This window comes from Shewanella sp. DC2-4, from assembly GCF_013248875.1.
GTDB lineage: Bacteria > Pseudomonadota > Gammaproteobacteria > Enterobacterales > Shewanellaceae > Shewanella > Shewanella oncorhynchi.
Map to the genome: position 1 here is coordinate 42,394 of NZ_JABRVR010000001.1, position 17,442 is coordinate 59,835.

The 17,442-nt window shown below is 42.6% G+C and carries 11 protein-coding genes and 1 pseudogene; 6 read left to right on the forward strand and 6 right to left on the reverse strand.

Going from position 1 to position 17,442, the window contains the following annotated elements:
* Nucleotides 1-102: 102 nt before the first annotated feature.
* Complete coding sequence (locus tag HQQ92_RS00175) at nt 103-381, reverse strand: hypothetical protein (protein ID WP_217272599.1); 279 nt, start codon at nt 379-381, stop codon at nt 103-105.
* On the opposite strand from HQQ92_RS00175, the gene HQQ92_RS00180 reads away from it, so the two are divergent.
* Nucleotides 343-618: a chlorhexidine efflux transporter gene (locus tag HQQ92_RS00180; RefSeq protein ID WP_217272596.1), complete on the forward strand. Its 276-nt coding sequence runs from the start codon at nt 343-345 to the stop codon at nt 616-618. The two genes, HQQ92_RS00175 and HQQ92_RS00180, sit on opposite strands and share 39 nt — an antisense overlap.
* Before the next feature lie 215 nt (nt 619-833).
* On the opposite strand, the gene HQQ92_RS00185 is transcribed toward HQQ92_RS00180, so the two are convergent.
* Nucleotides 834-1,274: a hypothetical protein gene (locus HQQ92_RS00185; protein WP_173242368.1), complete on the reverse strand. Its 441-nt coding sequence runs from the start codon at nt 1,272-1,274 to the stop codon at nt 834-836.
* 448 nt (nt 1,275-1,722) lie between these two features.
* On the opposite strand from HQQ92_RS00185, the pseudogene HQQ92_RS23840 reads away from it, so the two are divergent.
* Nucleotides 1,723-2,880, forward strand: a pseudogene (locus HQQ92_RS23840) (methyl-accepting chemotaxis protein); the annotation flags it as partial.
* A gap of 305 nt (nt 2,881-3,185) precedes the next feature.
* On the opposite strand, the gene HQQ92_RS00195 reads toward HQQ92_RS23840, so the two are convergent.
* The gene (locus tag HQQ92_RS00195; RefSeq protein ID WP_173242372.1) at nt 3,186-4,442 is read right to left on the reverse strand and encodes a Vps62-related protein; all 1,257 of its coding nucleotides are present in this window, start codon (nt 4,440-4,442) and stop codon (nt 3,186-3,188) included.
* A 423-nt stretch (nt 4,443-4,865) separates the two neighbouring features.
* Here HQQ92_RS00195 and HQQ92_RS00200 point away from each other — a divergent pair, with 423 nt between their 5' ends.
* Complete coding sequence (locus tag HQQ92_RS00200) at nt 4,866-9,764, forward strand: PAS domain S-box protein (RefSeq protein WP_173242374.1); 4,899 nt, start codon at nt 4,866-4,868, stop codon at nt 9,762-9,764.
* The gene (locus HQQ92_RS00205; RefSeq protein WP_173242376.1) at nt 9,764-10,702 is read left to right on the forward strand and encodes a diguanylate cyclase domain-containing protein; all 939 of its coding nucleotides are present in this window, start codon (nt 9,764-9,766) and stop codon (nt 10,700-10,702) included. Before HQQ92_RS00200 ends, HQQ92_RS00205 begins: the two co-directional genes overlap by 1 nt.
* A gap of 620 nt (nt 10,703-11,322) precedes the next feature.
* Here the strand turns inward: HQQ92_RS00205 and HQQ92_RS00210 are convergent.
* The gene (locus HQQ92_RS00210; protein WP_173242378.1) at nt 11,323-11,724 is read right to left on the reverse strand and encodes a MerR family transcriptional regulator; all 402 of its coding nucleotides are present in this window, start codon (nt 11,722-11,724) and stop codon (nt 11,323-11,325) included.
* A gap of 76 nt (nt 11,725-11,800) precedes the next feature.
* On the opposite strand from HQQ92_RS00210, the gene HQQ92_RS00215 reads away from it, so the two are divergent.
* A complete protein-coding gene (locus tag HQQ92_RS00215) occupies nt 11,801-13,858 on the forward strand; it encodes a TonB-dependent siderophore receptor (protein WP_173242380.1) in 2,058 nt (685 codons plus the stop codon).
* A gap of 416 nt (nt 13,859-14,274) precedes the next feature.
* Here HQQ92_RS00215 and HQQ92_RS00220 read toward each other — a convergent pair whose 3' ends face one another.
* Complete coding sequence (locus tag HQQ92_RS00220; protein ID WP_173242382.1) at nt 14,275-15,372, reverse strand: ParB family protein; 1,098 nt, start codon at nt 15,370-15,372, stop codon at nt 14,275-14,277.
* On the reverse strand, nt 15,372-16,571 hold the full coding sequence (locus HQQ92_RS00225; RefSeq protein ID WP_173242384.1) for a ParA family protein: 1,200 nt from the start codon (nt 16,569-16,571) through the stop codon (nt 15,372-15,374). The genes HQQ92_RS00220 and HQQ92_RS00225 overlap by 1 nt, the downstream gene beginning before the upstream one ends.
* 250 nt (nt 16,572-16,821) lie before the next feature.
* Here HQQ92_RS00225 and HQQ92_RS00230 point away from each other — a divergent pair, with 250 nt between their 5' ends.
* On the forward strand, nt 16,822-16,968 hold the full coding sequence (locus HQQ92_RS00230) for a hypothetical protein (RefSeq protein ID WP_217272597.1): 147 nt from the start codon (nt 16,822-16,824) through the stop codon (nt 16,966-16,968).
* The last annotated feature ends 474 nt before the right edge of the window (nt 16,969-17,442 follow it).

Consider the following 17,442-nt stretch of genomic DNA (forward strand, 5'->3'; position numbering starts at 1 on the left):
TGCACAGTGAGAGATAAATAGCTCTACCATTTGAGGGTGAGGTAATAGGTGATTTGGACGATGACTCAGAAAAAGATATGGCTGTCCCCGCTATTAACCCGATTATGTTTCAATTACTGTTGACTCATCATGTTCCATTGCTATTTCTGCGATTAATCGTTCTTCTTCTTCCATTTCTTTTGTGACCGCAGCATGCACAATTTTAAGGCCTTGCGATAACTTGTCAGTCAGGATGATTTTTCGCTTTTGACTTACACGCTCGGAAAACTCTTGTTTTAACCAGTCATTTAGAAAGGATTGCCCATCGTATATCGCAATAACATTGGGGTCGATCGACTGCAGATGAAGTATCAGGGCCATATTCACAAGACTTTGTGTCAACGAGTGCTACACACCTTCGGTTTTGTGGCCAGTCTGCTTATTATCGCACTGCCTATTATGTCGTGGTGGCTGAACGTTAGCCTCCTAGAAGCGCTGGTACTAGATCTGGGCTTCGTGGCTTTCTACTTAGTCTATGCTTTTATTTATAACTGGGGCTATGACAAGGTGTTTCCTATCCCCAAATTCCGCCGCTATACCAAATTAGGTACGATAAACCGAAGTTCAGTTCGCACTTGAGTTACGACTGAGGTAATACCAAGGCACCATCAAGGCTTACGCCGGTGCAGGAAGCGAAATAACAGTGAACAGAATGTGAATCATGATCGACTCAGGTGACTTTCGGGAAATGAAGCTTTATACACGCAAACCAGACTAGTTATGTCGAATTCATAGGATCATTCTGATGTAGAGTGATCACGAATGAATTTCCAGCAAAGCAACTATGAGAAGATTTATGGTTGAGATCCCCTTGGCAATTTATGTATTTCTACTTGTGTTTCTTTATTTTCAGGCTGGTCGCTACCAAAAGAGGAGTATACGAGTACAGAACATAAACAAATAAGCGCTGCAATCAACACAGATGCCGTCGGGTTTTCAATAATCTTAATGAATATCGGCCAGAATTTGCGTTTTGATAGATTAAGTTTATCAATACCAAATTGAGTAACATAAAGGTCTACGGCTAACCAAACAGGCGTCCCACACGCGCCAACAATAACTCCACAATGTGGTGAATTAGCAGAAGCTATAAGATTTTCACGTTCAAGCTCTCTGAAAGCGGCGATAAAATTTGTATCGTCTATATCAAACGCTGTCGATAATTTGGTTATACTGACGTACGGCGTTGATAGCTCTTTTATTACGTTGAGTATTTCATACTTCAGTGATGGCATCGTTCATCCTTATGCAATTAACGTTTTAGTATTGCTATTTACGGAAGATAAATCGCTTGTAGGGCTTAACCTCATCATCACTGTAAAACACACAACCTTAACTATCTGTATTAATATGAATTTATCAGTTTTTCATTGGATACTCCACCAAGAAAATACGCGCATGCGCGTTTTCTAAACTTATTATCTGAAAACAGTAACCTTCATGTGTTCAATTTTAAATTAGTACTTTAGATAAAATATCACTTGAGTCATTTAATATCAAAAAAACCAATACTTAAGTGCTAGTCTCTTAAATATTTAATGGCTAGTACTTTCTTCTCTTTGGTCTATACACTAGAAGTAGATTAACACTTTATTTTGGGGGTTATCGATGTTTGTTTCTAAGAGTCTCTTTACAAAAACCGTTTCAGAATTAACCACACAATCGGCTTCAGCGAACGCATTTAGAGAATCATTAAAACAAACCGTACCCTACATTGAGTTTACGCCATCAGGCCATGTTATCTTTGCAAATAAGTTACTTTTACAGACTCTTGGCTATGAGCTAAGCGAAATATTAAACAAACATCATAGCTTGCTCTGCTTTCCTGAAGATGTAGAAAAACCTGAGTACCGTAAGCTATGGCAATCTTTAGCGAATGGAACACCAACCAGTGCACGATTTATTCGAAAAAACAAAATAGGGAATGCCGTCTGGTTAGCTGCGACATACTTCCCCATCATGAACGGTGGCAAAGTCGAGTACGTTGCAAAAGTGGCTTCTGATGTCACAATAGAACAAATGGAATTAGAAAGAAATCAAGCATTATTAAAAGCCATGGACAAATCATTAGCGGTAATTGACTTCACTCCAGGTGGGATTGTTCTTGATGCTAATATAAACTTTTTAAACTGCTTTGGTTATTCAATTCATGATGTTGTAGGAAAACATCACAGGCAATTTTGTGATGACAACTTTTACCGAGAAACGCCCCAATTTTGGTCAGACCTAGCCAAAGGCAGAATTCAAAAAGGCTTATTTAAACGCATTGACAAATATGGTCGTACTGTGTGGTTAGAGGCTACGTATAATCCGATATATAATCACGCAGGTGACGTCGTAAAAATCATAAAGCTTGCAAGTGATATTACTGACAGGGTCGAAAAAGCGATGAGGGTAAAAGAAGCGGCTCTTATTTCTTATCAAACAGCACAAGACACTGTCAACACCGCTGCAAAAGGTAAATCGAGTATTGAACTTTTACTTTCTAATTCAAGAGAAATTAATCATTCTGTAGACGACATCAATGCCTTAATAACTCAATTAAACGAGCAAGCAAAAAATGTCAACGCGATTATTTCGACGATTAGCTCAATAGCAGACCAAACAAATTTACTCGCACTTAATGCCGCGATTGAAGCAGCAAGAGCCGGAGAGCAAGGTCGAGGGTTTGCTGTAGTGGCAGATGAAGTCAGACAATTGGCTTCTCGCACCTCACAATCAACCGCTGAGATAGCGGTCGTAATAACCAAGAACTCAAGCATTACGCAAAGTATTGATTCCTATATCCAAGTCGCCCTTGAAAAAACATCCTATGGAGAGAATCAAGCCATTGAAATAAAAAATGTTATCGATGATATGATAGCTGATGCAAAATTAGTCTCTGATTCAGTTAAAGGACTATCACTTTAAATACCGGACTGATACCTGCAATTTCAGCGTGACATCTATGTACTAAGTTGAAGGATATTAAAGCTCTTTTGGTTGCGGCTCAATCAGCCTCGTTAACCATGGATAATGCATTTTGCCCCAATATTGAGCTATCGTAATGATAGCCTGCTCAGTGAATAAAAAAGCTAGCCTCGGCAGCTAGCTTCTTTCCCTCTATCGACCATTGACCACCGGATTAAGTCGGTTTAAACGCTTAATTACAGATCGTTACTGGCTTCATAAGCGAGTTCTCTACGTGGTGCAACCGTTCTGTAGGTCGGTCCATTTGGGTACTCGGAATGAACAAAATAATCGACTTCAAAACTCAGAGGATTAGGCAAACTACTGCCATCGCCTCGTTTAACCATTAACTTATAGGACATTGCCCATAGAGCCTGAGCTTTATAGGGCGGCACATTGATCGACTTTTCTAAACTACGCTCAGAAAACTCAGAAATCCCCGTTGTATCAGTCCAACCTAATTCTACGCTGACAGTGGCAGACACTTTCCCACCCGTACCGAGGAAACTTACCCCTGTCTCAGCAGAGACAGAAACCCCCGTCGTAGTACTGAAGGTTTCACTCTTACTATGGCTAATACCTGTCGTAATCGTTTCTTTAATGGTCTGCTCATTACTAGTCTGATTATGGTCAAAAATCTCTGTACGATAACTCACATATCTTTCTAAGCGGTAGAAAGGTGAGTTAAGCAATTTCCAAGCAATGTTTTTGCTTTCATCTTTAATCGCCGTGAAAGGCAGATAAACTACCCTGTCGAGGGATGCTTGCGTACTTGAAGGTGGCGCATCAAAACTGGTCAACTTAGGTACAGCAGGTTCAGGACTGACATCGAATGGCAATTTGAGATTAAGGCAATGTAAAGCAGCGGCCCCAACGGGTTTATTGTAACTGTTATTCGCAACAAAAGTATTGGCTGCGATTAATGCTTTATCCGAGTCGGTATAACCTTCTGGTGCCACCACCTCAAAGGAATCAAAATCACTGGAAGAGCCAGTACCATGATCTGCCCAAATCTCAGCACCAATATCGGCGGGATATGCAAGATCGCTTCTGACACAGACAATATCTTCAAGGGATGGTGGATTTTCATGTCCTTCCATGAATACATCCCCCAGAGCAACATACCCATCAGGTGCTTTAGGCCGCCAACATGAACCATCCTTATGAGCACCAGAGCCACTGTCCTTCCATATCCGGTCAAAACCAATAGGATGCTTTAAAGGTACTTGGCCATCACTATTTGCCTTCACGCACAAAGCGGCAAGATTGCCATTAATATTACCATAATGGCCGACCCCGACCGAGCCGAGCGCAAAAAATCCCGCTGGAGGTTCGGGTTGCCAAAAAGCCCCATCGGCACTCCCACCACTCCCACTGTCATTCCAGCGTAGGGTAAAACTGTCAGTAAACGTTAAAATAAGTTCGCCAAACGCTTTCTCTGTTTCTACGCTCATAACTTTCATCCTTTAATAGTTAAGATTGCAATATCGATCAATAACACGGTTGTGTCTGCTTAAGCATCAGCACTCCTTGCAGCATGCAAAATAAACATTAATATCATGCATTTAAAATTAAATGTTGAATGTTAATAGTCTAAGCATTACGACTAAAGATGTTCAGCAGACATTAGGTATAGGGGATATAAACATCGGATGCCAGTGAGGAAATGATTATCCAACTTAAGTCGTCAATCACAGGTAAATGACCTTCTCTCAAATTGCTCCTCTTCGCATGACACTAACGGGCTGAAATCATCGCTCATCATCAAAATTTGCGACTTTTAACCTATTTAGCTTTTGCCAATCCTTCCTTGGTGGCAAAAGGTCATTTAATGGTCCAAAATCAGAACCTTACTGATGATAAATAATTAAGCACATATGAATTTGCCGACGAGTTATAAACCCACCTATAAATTGGGCATCTTTTTTCTGATATTGGGATTGATACTCAGCGGCTTAATCTCATGGCAGATAGGACGGATGAACGCCCACGTCATCGGACAAGCTTTACAGGAAAATGCTGAGCTTATCAGTGAGAACGTCATCAACCGTATTAAGTTATATCAATATGGCTTGCGTGGGGCTCAAGGGACAATCATCACCGCAGGTGAGCACAATATCAGCCGTGCGATATTCCATCGTTACAGCATAACTCGTGATATTGATGAAGAGTTTCCAGGCGCTAGAGGATTTGGTTTTATTCGTCGAATATCCAGCGCAGATGAAGCCGCATTTTTAGCAAGAGCCAAAAATGACGATTGGCCTGACTTCAATATTCGGCAACTGACCCCACACAGCGGCGAAAAGTATGTGATTGAGTACATTGAGCCGATAGACAGAAACCGTGCTGCCGTTGGGTTAGATATTGCATCCGAAGCCTATCGTAAAGAAGCGGCAGATGCCGCGTTATTATCCGGAGAAGTGCGGTTATCGGCTCCTATCACGTTAGTACAAGCCACAGGTGAACCTCAGCAATCATTTCTGATATTACGACCGATTTATCGTAGCGTTTGGGTACCCAAAACCGTCGAAGAAAGGCTTTCTGCTGGTTATGGTTGGAGTTATGCTCCCCTCGTGACAAACGAAGTGTTAACGAATTTAGCGCTTAATCAAAAGCAAACTAAATTGCTGCTCAGTGATATTACCCAAGCACAGCGCCCCATTCGATTTTTTGAGACGCATGCCAATGATGCCTCGCTACCATCAGCATATAGCCACACACTGACAAAAAATATTTTTGGCCGCAAATGGCAGGTCGAAGTCATTGCCTACCCCGCCTTTATTCAGTCATTACACCTTAATCAACCAAGCTTAGTGCTGCTCAGTGGCGGGTTATTCAGTTTACTGTTGGCCGCCTTTATCACTGTGTGGTCCTTAAGTTCGCAACGTAAGCGACAAATGCAAGCTGAGCAGGCAAGACGGGCCAGCATCTTAGAGCATTCCCTCGACGGCATTATCAGCTTTAACCTTGCAGGCCAAATTACGAGTTGGAACCAAGGCGCTGAGCAGCTATTTGGCTATAAAGAACATCAGGTATTAGGTCAATTAAATGCAGAATTGATTATTCCATCCAATAGCGTCTCGAAAGAACACGCTCTGTTTACCGAAGTGCTCTCAGGAAAAACAGTATTAAATCGAATATCAAGCCATCAGCGCCAAGATGGTAGCCAGTTATCAACCTCTACGACAGCGCTACCTATCTACAATGAACACAATGAGATTGTAGGGGTAAGCCAAACTATCCGCGACATCACCGTCCAACAAGATGGCGAGCGGCATATTCTAAATTTGAATGCGCGTTTAGAACAAGAAGTCACCAAGCGTACCAATGCACTCCAGCAAGCATTACTCGAAAACCAGACGTTGCTCGACACCATCAATCAACAGTTGCTCTACTCTGTTACCGACCCGAATGGCGTCATCTTAGAAGTGAATGATAATTTTTGCCACGTAAGTGGCTATTCACGCAAACAACTATTAGGTAAAACCCATGCCATTTTGAACTCTGGTGAGCATGATGCTGCATTCTGGCGCACCATGTGGACCCAAATAAAATCGGGCCTATCTTGGCATGGTGAGATTTGTAATCGTGACCGACACCAAATGCTAAAATGGTTTGATACTGTGATTGGCCCTGTCTTTAATGAAAACGGCGATATAGAACGTTTTGTCGCATTAAGAACCGACATCACAGAGCGCAAATTGGCGCAAATTGAAAAAAATAAGTTAGGTTCGTTATTAACGAACGTACTCGATGCCGCCTCCGAAATGTCCATCATTGCAACGGACAAAAAGGGCGTGATCACGATTTTCAATCGTGGGGCCGAGCAATTACTCGGTTACGCCGCCGTGGATATGATCGGGCTATCAACACCGGCACCGCTACATTTGCCCGAGGAAGTCGCGGCAAGATCGGCTGAATTGTCCAGTGAGTATGGTGAAGATATTCAAGGCTTTGATGTGTTCGTCTATAAAGCGCGAACCCTTGGTTCTGAAACTCGCACTTGGACCTATGTGCGAAAAGACACCAGTCAATGCCAAGTCTCTCTCTCTGTCACGGCCATGCTGGATAATGTCGGTGAGATTATTGGTTATTTAGGCATTGCGATTGATATTTCCCAAGTACTACAACAACAAAAAGCACTTATCACCGCGAGCAATCACTTAAGTAAGGCTGCGGAAGTCGCCAAGCTTGGGATTTGGAGCTGGGATTTACTCAATAACTCCCTCGAATGGAATGAGCGGATGTTTGCGATTTACGATCACCCCCTAAGTTTACAGGAGAAAGGATTAACCTATGAACATTGGCGTATGCGGATCCATTCAGATGATATTGACTTCGCCGAGGCGAAGCTAAAAGCGGCAGTAGAAGAAAAAGACCAATATGACCCCATTTTTAGAGTCGTCAGAACCGATGGCACCATTCGTTACGTGCAAGCTGGCGCCCAAATCGAACGCGATGTCACGGGACAGGTTACAAAAGTCATCGGTATCAATTTAGATATTACCGAACAGCGGCAATTGGAAGAAACCTTGAGAGAGGCTAAACATGAGGCTGATGCGGCTAATGCGGCAAAGTCTGCATTTTTAGCCAATATGAGCCATGAAATCCGCACTCCAATGAATGCGGTCTTAGGGATGCTGCAATTAATGCAACATACCTCAATGTCAGTGCAACAGCAGGATTATGTCACCAAAACCCAAACCGCAGCGAAATCATTATTAGGGTTACTGAATGATATTCTCGATTTTTCAAAAATCGATGCCGGTAAATTAACACTCGATCTGCACCCTTGTTCAATCGAACTGCTTATGCGAGACCTTGCAATAGTGCTGTCGGGTAACCATGGCAACAAAAATGTCGAGGTCATGTTTGACCTTGATTCGGCTTTACCCGCATGGCTCTTAGCTGACCAACTGAGGCTGCAACAGATCTTGGTTAATTTAGCAGGTAATGCCCTTAAATTTACACGCCACGGTCAAGTCACTGTCGCCATGGAATGCTTACGTCATGAGGCCAATACCGTTACTGTGCAAATTTCAATTTCAGATACCGGTATTGGCATTAGCGAAGAGCAAATAGAGCGTATTTTTACGGGCTTTGAACAAGCAGAATCGTCAACATCAAGGCGATTTGGCGGTACAGGGCTGGGATTAGCGATAAGCAAAAAGTTAGTCGAACTCATGGGAGGCCAATTAAACGTCACCAGCCGTGTGGGTGTGGGTAGCCGCTTTTGGTTTGATGTGACGTTCTGCGTCATGGAAGTTGAAGCCACTCAGGCCATTGACCTCAGTGGATATCATATTTTAATTGTCGATGATAACGAACTTACTGTCGAGATTTTGCATAAGATTTTGACTGACTTTGGCTGCAGTGCAGAAACCGCCTCGGGGGGATATCAAGCGCTTGAAAAAGTAAAACAAGCCAATACAAACGCAAGACCATTCGATGTCGTACTAATGGATTGGCGTATGCCAGATCTTGATGGGCTACAAACCGCTGATTTAATGTGTAACTCTCACTCAGATAGCCCTATTCCGCTCATCGTTATGCTCACCGCCTATGGCCATGAGGTGATAAGTGAAAGTCAGCATATTAAAAATGTCCCCTTCGTGAATTTTTTAACTAAACCGGTCACATCACAGATTTTAGCCGAGGCGATAATCAATGCTATCGAAGGCAAAACGATGACAGTGAATCCTATGCCGCACTCGCAACGATTGTTATCTACACTCGCCATTTTAGTGGTTGAAGATAATCAACTCAACCGACAAGTGATTGATGAGCTGCTGAGTTATGAAGGGGCAAACGTGCAACTTGCCAACGGCGGCGTTGAAGGGGTGTTTCAAGTTTTAGAAAGTGGAAACGTATTCGATATCGTGATCATGGACATACAAATGCCCGATATGGACGGCCTAGCCGCAACACGGCTTATCCGCGCTGATAGCCGATTTGCGGATCTGCCCATTCTAGCGATGACTGCCAATGCATCCCAAAGCGATAAACAGGATTGCTTCGATGCGGGTATGAATGACCACGTGGGTAAGCCAATCGACATGCAGATATTGCTCCCCAGCATTTTGCGTTTAGTGGGACAGGAAGAAGTCCCCTCATTAGCGCAACAGCATCAGCCAGCGGAGTTACAGGCTCCACTCGACGATATGGACGATATGCCATTACTGGATGACATCAAGCTAATACTGCGTCGTTTTGGCGGTAATCAAGCATTTTTCCAGAAAATGGCGAAAGGTTTTGCACCTGAAATGTTGAAACAACTTAATCTATTCAAGCAGTCTACTAAAGTATTTGAGTATGCCACTGCGGCGGCCGTGGGACATGGTATCAAAGGTCTTGCCAGTAATTTTGGTGCACTGCGTTTAGCCGCTTATGCCGCATTTTTAGAGAAACAACTCAAACAAAAAGACCTTGAGTTCATTGAGATAAAAGCGTGGACCGAACAATTAGAATTATTAATCAATGAAAGTACTCAGCAACTATCTACCTACATCCCTCAGCCTGAACAGACTGTATTAGCTCAAGATAAAATAGCAAATGAAATCGATTCTCAAACGTTAATGCCGAGTGCTTGGACTGAACTGAACGCCCTCATGCTCCTCTTAAAAGCGAACAATTTAGAAGCCATGACTTTCGTTGACCGATTAATCAAAAAATTACCACACCATCCACAATGGATAACGCTACAGGGGCAAGTACAAGCACTCGAATTCGATAAGGCATCAGACACTTTACGCATCATCATGTTGGAGAATAAATAATGCATCTTACGGAAATCATCCCGCAAGCCAATCGAATCAAGGGAAAAATTCTTGTCGTTGACGACCAACCCCTCAATATAAAAATATTGCATCAGCTTTTTCATGAAGATTATGAAATGTTTATGGCCACCAACGGAGAGCAAGCCATCGCAGTCTGCCAGAATGAACTGCCTGATTTAGTGCTTTTGGATATAGAAATGCCCGGAATGACGGGCTATGAAGTGTGTCAACGGCTCAAAGCCGATCCCGCAACAGCCAATATCTCCATTATCTTTGTTACCGCGCATTTTGATGAACAAGAAGAGGTGAAAGGCTTTCAGCTTGGCGCCGCTGATTTTATTCATAAACCCATCAATCCGATTATCACGAACGCGAGGGTGAATAATCAGTTTATCCTCAAACAACAAGCCGATTTACTCCAATCGATTGCTTTACTGGACGGGCTCACAGGGATTGCGAATCGGCACCTGTTTGAGCAACGACTTCCAGAAATATGGAAATACTGCTGCAGAAATAGTGCACCATTATCAGTGGTGATGTTAGATGTCGATTCATTTAAACTTTTCAACGATCGCTATGGTCATCAGGAAGGAGATCAATGTTTACGTCTCGTTGCGAAAGCGCTACGCACAGCGATACACCGCCCGAACGATTTAGTGGCGCGCTATGGTGGTGAGGAATTTATTTGCCTATTACCGGACACTCAGCATTTAGGCGCGATGCACATCGCACAACTCATCGTCAACGCAGTGCAAGCCTTACACATCGAGCATTTAGGCTCCAGTTTTCAAGAGGTCACGATTAGTGCTGGCGTTGCGAGCATGCAGCCTCATCGGCATTTAAAATGGCAAACACTTATCGAAACGGCGGATAAGCAATTGTACCTTGCGAAAGAACATGGTCGTAATCAAGTCAGCGGGGTTAGCCTGTTACGGTAAACAGCATTATTGAGTACAAATTGTAAATTTTGATTTTTGAAATTATCAAAACTGAAATTTGACATTCATCGTGTTCAACTGAATTTGGCTACGGCTTTAGGAACTAAAAAAGACATAATATTGTAGATGGTAGCGTGTGAATCAGACGAGGTAAGTCTGATTCACTAACTCATTCTACCCTAGTCAGGTATCCTGCCATTTTGTGCTGACTTTGGTTTGACGCGCATTTGCCTCAAACCGATTTAACTATAGGCATCTTCATCTGCAAACACGCGAAAGTTTGCAATACTTGAATTAATCTAAAAGGAAAACCGAACTGTTCTATGTCATATAAGGTGTTAAGTTATAGTTGTTTACTACAAGGCAGGTCCCATCATTATGATGGGTCATCGATATATTTTGAGGTTTAAAAGCATTCAACTTAACGTCATGTCAAGTTTAATAAAGGTTTCATCAACTTCCTCAATAATGAGTTAGATGTAATAGCCAACACTCATAATTACCCCCCAAAAAAGACGAATGGATTGTGTGCTTCATAAAGCATTAAAAACGTCATGCATAGGCTGGCGTTAGGATTTTATGGAAGCACTCGCTTCGTATAAATAATAGCGGCGATATACTTAACTCTCGCGGTACTCATCTTGTTTTAGACGCTTGAGGATGCAACAGTCGCTAACATGGTGGTTATCGCAGGATACTAAGGATGAAAGTGAGGCCTCTAGCTTGGCCAACTCCCGCTGAGTTTGGCGAATATGCTCGAGTTGCTCCGCAATGATCTCATCGACCACTGCGCAAGAGTTGTGAAGATGCTGCTGGACTTCTACCAAACGACGAATGTCGCTCAGGGCAATATTCAACGCTCTGCAGCGGCGGATAAAAATGAGGGTATCCACATCCTGCGGGGCGTAGTAGCGGTAACCATTGGCCATTCGCTTGGGGGAAGGCAGCAATCCTTCCTGCTCATAGAAACGGATAGTTTTTACTGGAACCTGTGAGGCGGATGCCAGTTCGCTGATTTTCATCTTGACCCTCCAGTAACTGTAAGCTTTAGCCTGCATCATACCACTTACTGATTATTTAACGCTATTGGACATACCCATGCCTCACTTATCGCCCTTAGCCTTTCTGTTATTATCCTTGGGCGCCACTTCATCCTATGGCGCTCCGGTCAATGAAAAAGACGAACACGCCGCAGAGCCGGTCAGCCAGCATGAACATGAAGCCTCCCATGAACAAGGTAGCCATGATGACAAACATACCGATGAACACGGTGACGATCATGACGAGGGAATGGAACGAATTTTGGTTCAGTCCACTCGTTTAGGACGAGTAGTTGATGATCAGCCCATGAGGGTTGAAGTGGTCACTCACGAGGAAATCGAGGAAAAGGCGGCTATGCGGCCAGGAAACATTTCCATGATGTTAGCAGAAACGGGTGGGGTACGAGTGCAAACCACATCACCCGCCCTCGGTAGCGCGAATATGCGTTTGCAGGGAATGGATGGCCGCTACACTCAATTGCTGGCAGATGGTCTACCGCTATACGGCAATCAAGCATCATCACTCGGTTTACTGCAAATTCCGCCTACGGATCTGGGACAGGTAGAGGTTATAAAGGGCTCGGCTTCATCCCTCTATGGTGGCTCGGCTTTAGGCGGGGTTATTAATTTGGTATCTAGACGACCGGGCGATGAATTTGCTGGCGAGACACTCCTTAACCTGACCTCTAAAAATGGCCAAGATTTTACGGGTTACGCCGAATCTCCCCTCAGTGACAATCTCAAGGGATCTATTACAGCAGGTGCCCATTATCAAACCATCGAAGACATAGATGCCGATGGCTGGGCCGATCTGCCAGAATACGAACGTTATACCCTGAGACCAAGGCTGTTTCATGAAGGTGACAATGGCGATAACCTCTATGTGACTGCTGGCTACATGACAGAAAATCGTCGAGGTGGAACGCTAAATGGGCACACAGTGGCCGATGGTAATCCCTTTATCGAGACTCAGAACTCAGAGCGTATGGATGCAGGTCTTGTCTATCATAGACCCGTTGCTGATACCTTGACCTTTAGTACCCGCGCCTCCGCCATGGTGCAGGAACATTTCCACGGCTATGGGGTTGATAACGACAACGATAAGCACGGCAATTACTTGCTAGAGACCAGCCTGTCTGGCTATCGCGACAATCTAGATTGGGTGATTGGTGCGGCGTATCAATCAGATACGTATGAATCGGACAACTATTCCGACTTTGACTATTCTTTCGATGTGCCGGGGCTTTTTGCAATGGTGGACTACAGCTTGATGGAGGATTTGATCGTCTCTGTCAGCGCCCGTATGGATCACCATAGCCAATATGGTACCGAGCTTAGCCCCCGATTCTCGCTCTTGTACCGTGCCGATGGTTTCACAGTACGCGGCTCCTATGGTCAAGGCTATTACGCACCAACCCTATTTGTGGAAGAAATCGAAGCCGCTGGCTTGTCGCGACTTGAGCCTCTTGGGGAGCTCAAGGCAGAAACCGCTCGAACGGCCTCAGTAGATTTTACCTACCGCTTCGATGATTTAGAAACTAGCCTTACCCTGTTTGGTTCGAATATCCGTAATGTGACCGAGCTTGAGGCTTTTTCCTTGGAAAACAATGATACCTTCGACAGAGTCCGTCTAGTCAATGCTGAAGGAGAAAGCCAGATCCGCGGTTCAGAAATGCTGCTACGCTACTACCTTGGCGATCTCAAGCTGACAGCAAGTTACCTTTATCTGGATGCAACCGAGCCGACTCAAGGCCGAACGTCTCGCCGTGAGATAGCATTGACGCCCAAACACTCCGCAGGATTCGTGGTGATGTGGGAGCAACACGGTAACTTTCGCGCTGGGTTCGAAGCCTATTACACTGGCATTCAACGTCTAAATGACAACCCTTATCTGACCGAGTCTGAACCCTACTGGCATCTTGGCCTGATGGGGGAAATGACCTTTGGCCGCTACAGTTGGTTTATCAATCTGGAGAATCTGCTAGACATTAAACAAAGCGATACTCATCCGCTGCTGTTGCCCGAAAGGACTCCTGCGGGACAGTGGACAACTGATATCTGGTCGCGTAACGATGGATTTATTGCCAATGCAGGAGTCAGGATTAAATTCGGTTAAACTCTTATGCCTAGGTTTGCTTTCACGGATACCGAGCAAAATTAGGGATTAATTTTTAACTCAAAGCATGGACATTATTTCTAAAATATCTGTTATTGATTAACATTTTTTGCCATGGTGGCATGCAGTGAATCTGTTCCGACAGAGGCATTCGTGCCGCTAACGGATAGAGTTTTAAATATACTGCTACGATTTAGGGATAAACAACTATTATGAAATTATGGCTGACGATTAAGCAAAAATGCAGAATTTATCATTTCAAGTAAGCGTATTATTGAGCGAGCAATTAGTGTCTCCAATTCATATTTATACTACATATAATTTCCTTCCGGCAAAAAGCTGATATTTGTAATAATATCAGCTTCATAAATAGCGTTAACCGATGTAGCAGAAACGACTCTCTATTTCTTTGGAAATTACGGCTCTGATGTTGTGTTGAATTTATTTTTTTTCAAAACCTCTGCAATAGCAACATCTAACTGCTGTTGAATATCTAAAGACAATCGTCCAAATTCATAAGCGAAGTTTCGCCCTTTAATACGTTTTCTTGCATAAATGCCAGAACTATCAAATGTTGCAAGATTAGTAACACTAACTAGTGCTTTATTCTTCATATCCTTAGCGATTTGAAGTTCTGCTTTTATCGCTTTGGTGATAGCTGATTTACGTTCTTCCCTTGAATATTCAGCCTGAATAATGACAACTTTTTTAATCAAACCATTGATGAATGATAGTAATTCATCTTCAAATTCATAGACTTCCATAACTTTATTCAGCAAAGCATAGTCAGTGTGTGACAAGTCATTAGCCACAGGAAAAAGCTTCACCAAACGTTCATCGACCTTAGCGGCTTTTAAAGCTTTACTCACACCAGCCTGACTCATTCCAAGTTGAGCAGCTACTTCAGCCTGTGTAATCTTAGGATTCGCTTTTTCCAAAGATAAGCATTGTTGGCCAATTTCACGTAGGTTATGTTCTTTTGCGGTTTGGAGCTGTTTAGCTAGAGCTTTAGCATCTGAAAGTGAAATATCATCTTTAGTTACCAGTATGCGAAATATATCAACTTCACCATTTTGCAGTAAAAACCAAGCTCTGCGTCGAGAACCATCTAGCACATCGAGTTTACCATTCACTTCTCTAGCGACGGCTGGGTAAAATTGCTGGAAGGCTAATGAATCGAGATCTTGTAGAGAATCTGCATTTAATAATGCCTGGTCACGCCCGTTAACATCAAAAGTCACATAGGTACTATCGCGAACTTGTTCATATGATAACGTTGCTTCGGTAAATGTAGCGGTAGCACCCGAAGCTAATTGCCATAAGAAGCTTTTACCTACAGATTCTAGGCCAAATAAATTTTGAAGAGATAACGTTACGTCTTCACTTACTTTTTCAATTTCAGTTGTTATTTGGCGTTTTAAAGACTCAATATTAGCTTTGGCTGCATTTATTTGTGCTTCTTCGGCACCAACAGCATTACCTAGAGGGCTCATTACCCCACGTTTTTTAGCCATTATGCTTGCTCCTGTTCACGCCAGACGTTCACAATATCTCTTAGAACTTGGCTGGTTACTTCATAACAATTTTGCTGTGCACTTTGGAAAGTCGCTTTACTTTTAGGGTATTCACTCTTAGACATATCGAACACAGTTGAAAGCAACGAAGATGACTGACGAATAGCTTCACTATGTTTAAATTCATTTGAGTACATATAAGGCGCAAAATGATCGTATAAACTATTCATTAGATCGGTTGTTGTAGTGCTATCACGATGATTTGTAATTAAAATCTTCATAAAGTCATAACCATGATGATTCGCATTAGCCAATAAAGCCCACACTTGAGGGATATAACTAAAATAGGAACAAGTAGCATCAATGTCGTTTTCTGTGATGGACAACGGGAAAACTACACTGGTAGCAGCAAAATATGCATTATAAGTTGCATACCCTAATGAGGGAGGGGTATCGATAATGATGATATCAAATTCATCTTGAACAGCATCGATGATCGTGCTCAAAAGAGAGTAAGGAGACTTTAACTTTTGACCAAATACTTGTTCATGAAACCAACCTTCAATAGCTCTATCACTTTGTGATGCCGGTAAAATACGGAGATTAGGTATAGTTGTAGGTAAGAATGCGTTTGAAACGACTTGTTCAAGTGTCTCACCTTCATCTAGATCAAAATTATTCATCATGAGATCGCCAACAGATAAACAACCTTCTAGATCCGCTTCTGGTGCGTAATACATGGACAAAGTAGCTTGACCATCCATATCGATGAGGCCTACCCGATACTCTTGATGAAACTCTGTAGCCAAGCCTGAAGCAATTGTTGCAGCAGAAACGGTTTTACCAACACCACCTTTTTGATTTTGTATAACAATAACCTGCATTTTTTGGTTATCACTGCGCTTAAATTTAGATGCTTTGCGCAAATTTTCTGGCAGCAAATCTCGTAACTGATACATTTCTTCTATGTTGATTAGCCATTGAGAATCTTCATGCCGCCTTGGATCAAAATCCGCTGTAGATACATATTTATCAAGTGTTTTTGCGTCAATATCCAAATAGGTAAAGGCTTCTGCACGCGTAAATTTTCGCAACTCTTTCCGGTGATTAGACAATAACCGTTGGTTACGTCGCTTAATATAGGCATCGGCCCCCATTTTAAGCTCTTGAAAAGTCTCTGTAGTCTGCATTCTATCCATGAAATCCTCCTTAAATAATTAAATATAAGTGTATACCTTAAAATTTAAGGTGTATACTTATATTCGATGGAATTTCTATTCTAAAAGTAAAAGTACCCGAATTTGGTCAGATTGTTAATGTGGCCAAACAACGAAATACGGAAGTTGAGGGTATTTAAATGAGAAATGATGGATAAAAAATACGGCCAATGATGATGGTCAAGATCATCACTGGCCTGTGCCACAACCTAGGATAAAGGTAACTAAACTTATGTCACAATTTCAGTATAACCAAATTGAAAAAGCGCGTCTAATCGACTTACCAATGATCCCATCGGGATTGTTGATTCAATGGTTAGTAACGAAACCTGATTGGTTACAACAGCGAGTATTTAAACAACTAACACTTCAACAATAAACCATAGAGAGCAGGGATTAAGTTCCTGCTCTTTAATGCCAGGTCTAAATACCTTTCTCAATTTTTAACCTTTCTTACTTGGCTCATACTCAAGTGATCTTACAATAAAATGGTTCAACCATTTTATTTTGAAAATCTCAGTTTTACTCCGTTTCTTCGCCACTTTGGCACTTAGCTTGCAAATCCCTTCTGCTAGACGCTTTTTTCTTTAGCGACTGACTATACAGCGCGTTTGAATTTTAATGGTCGTAGACAAAATTAACTTACAGCACTGCTTTTAGATATCGCCCCTAGCGTTAGCTAGGAATTGGCGAGGCATTATGTATTTAGTGGATTTATCCACTGCTTTTGATTCCTTTTAATAAGTTATCTTTTACTAATAAGTAAGCTCTTAAAAGAAAAAGCTTTTGGACTCCCGAATTTTACTCCTTTTTCTTACTCCCAATTTAATAAGGATATACATACCTTATCCAC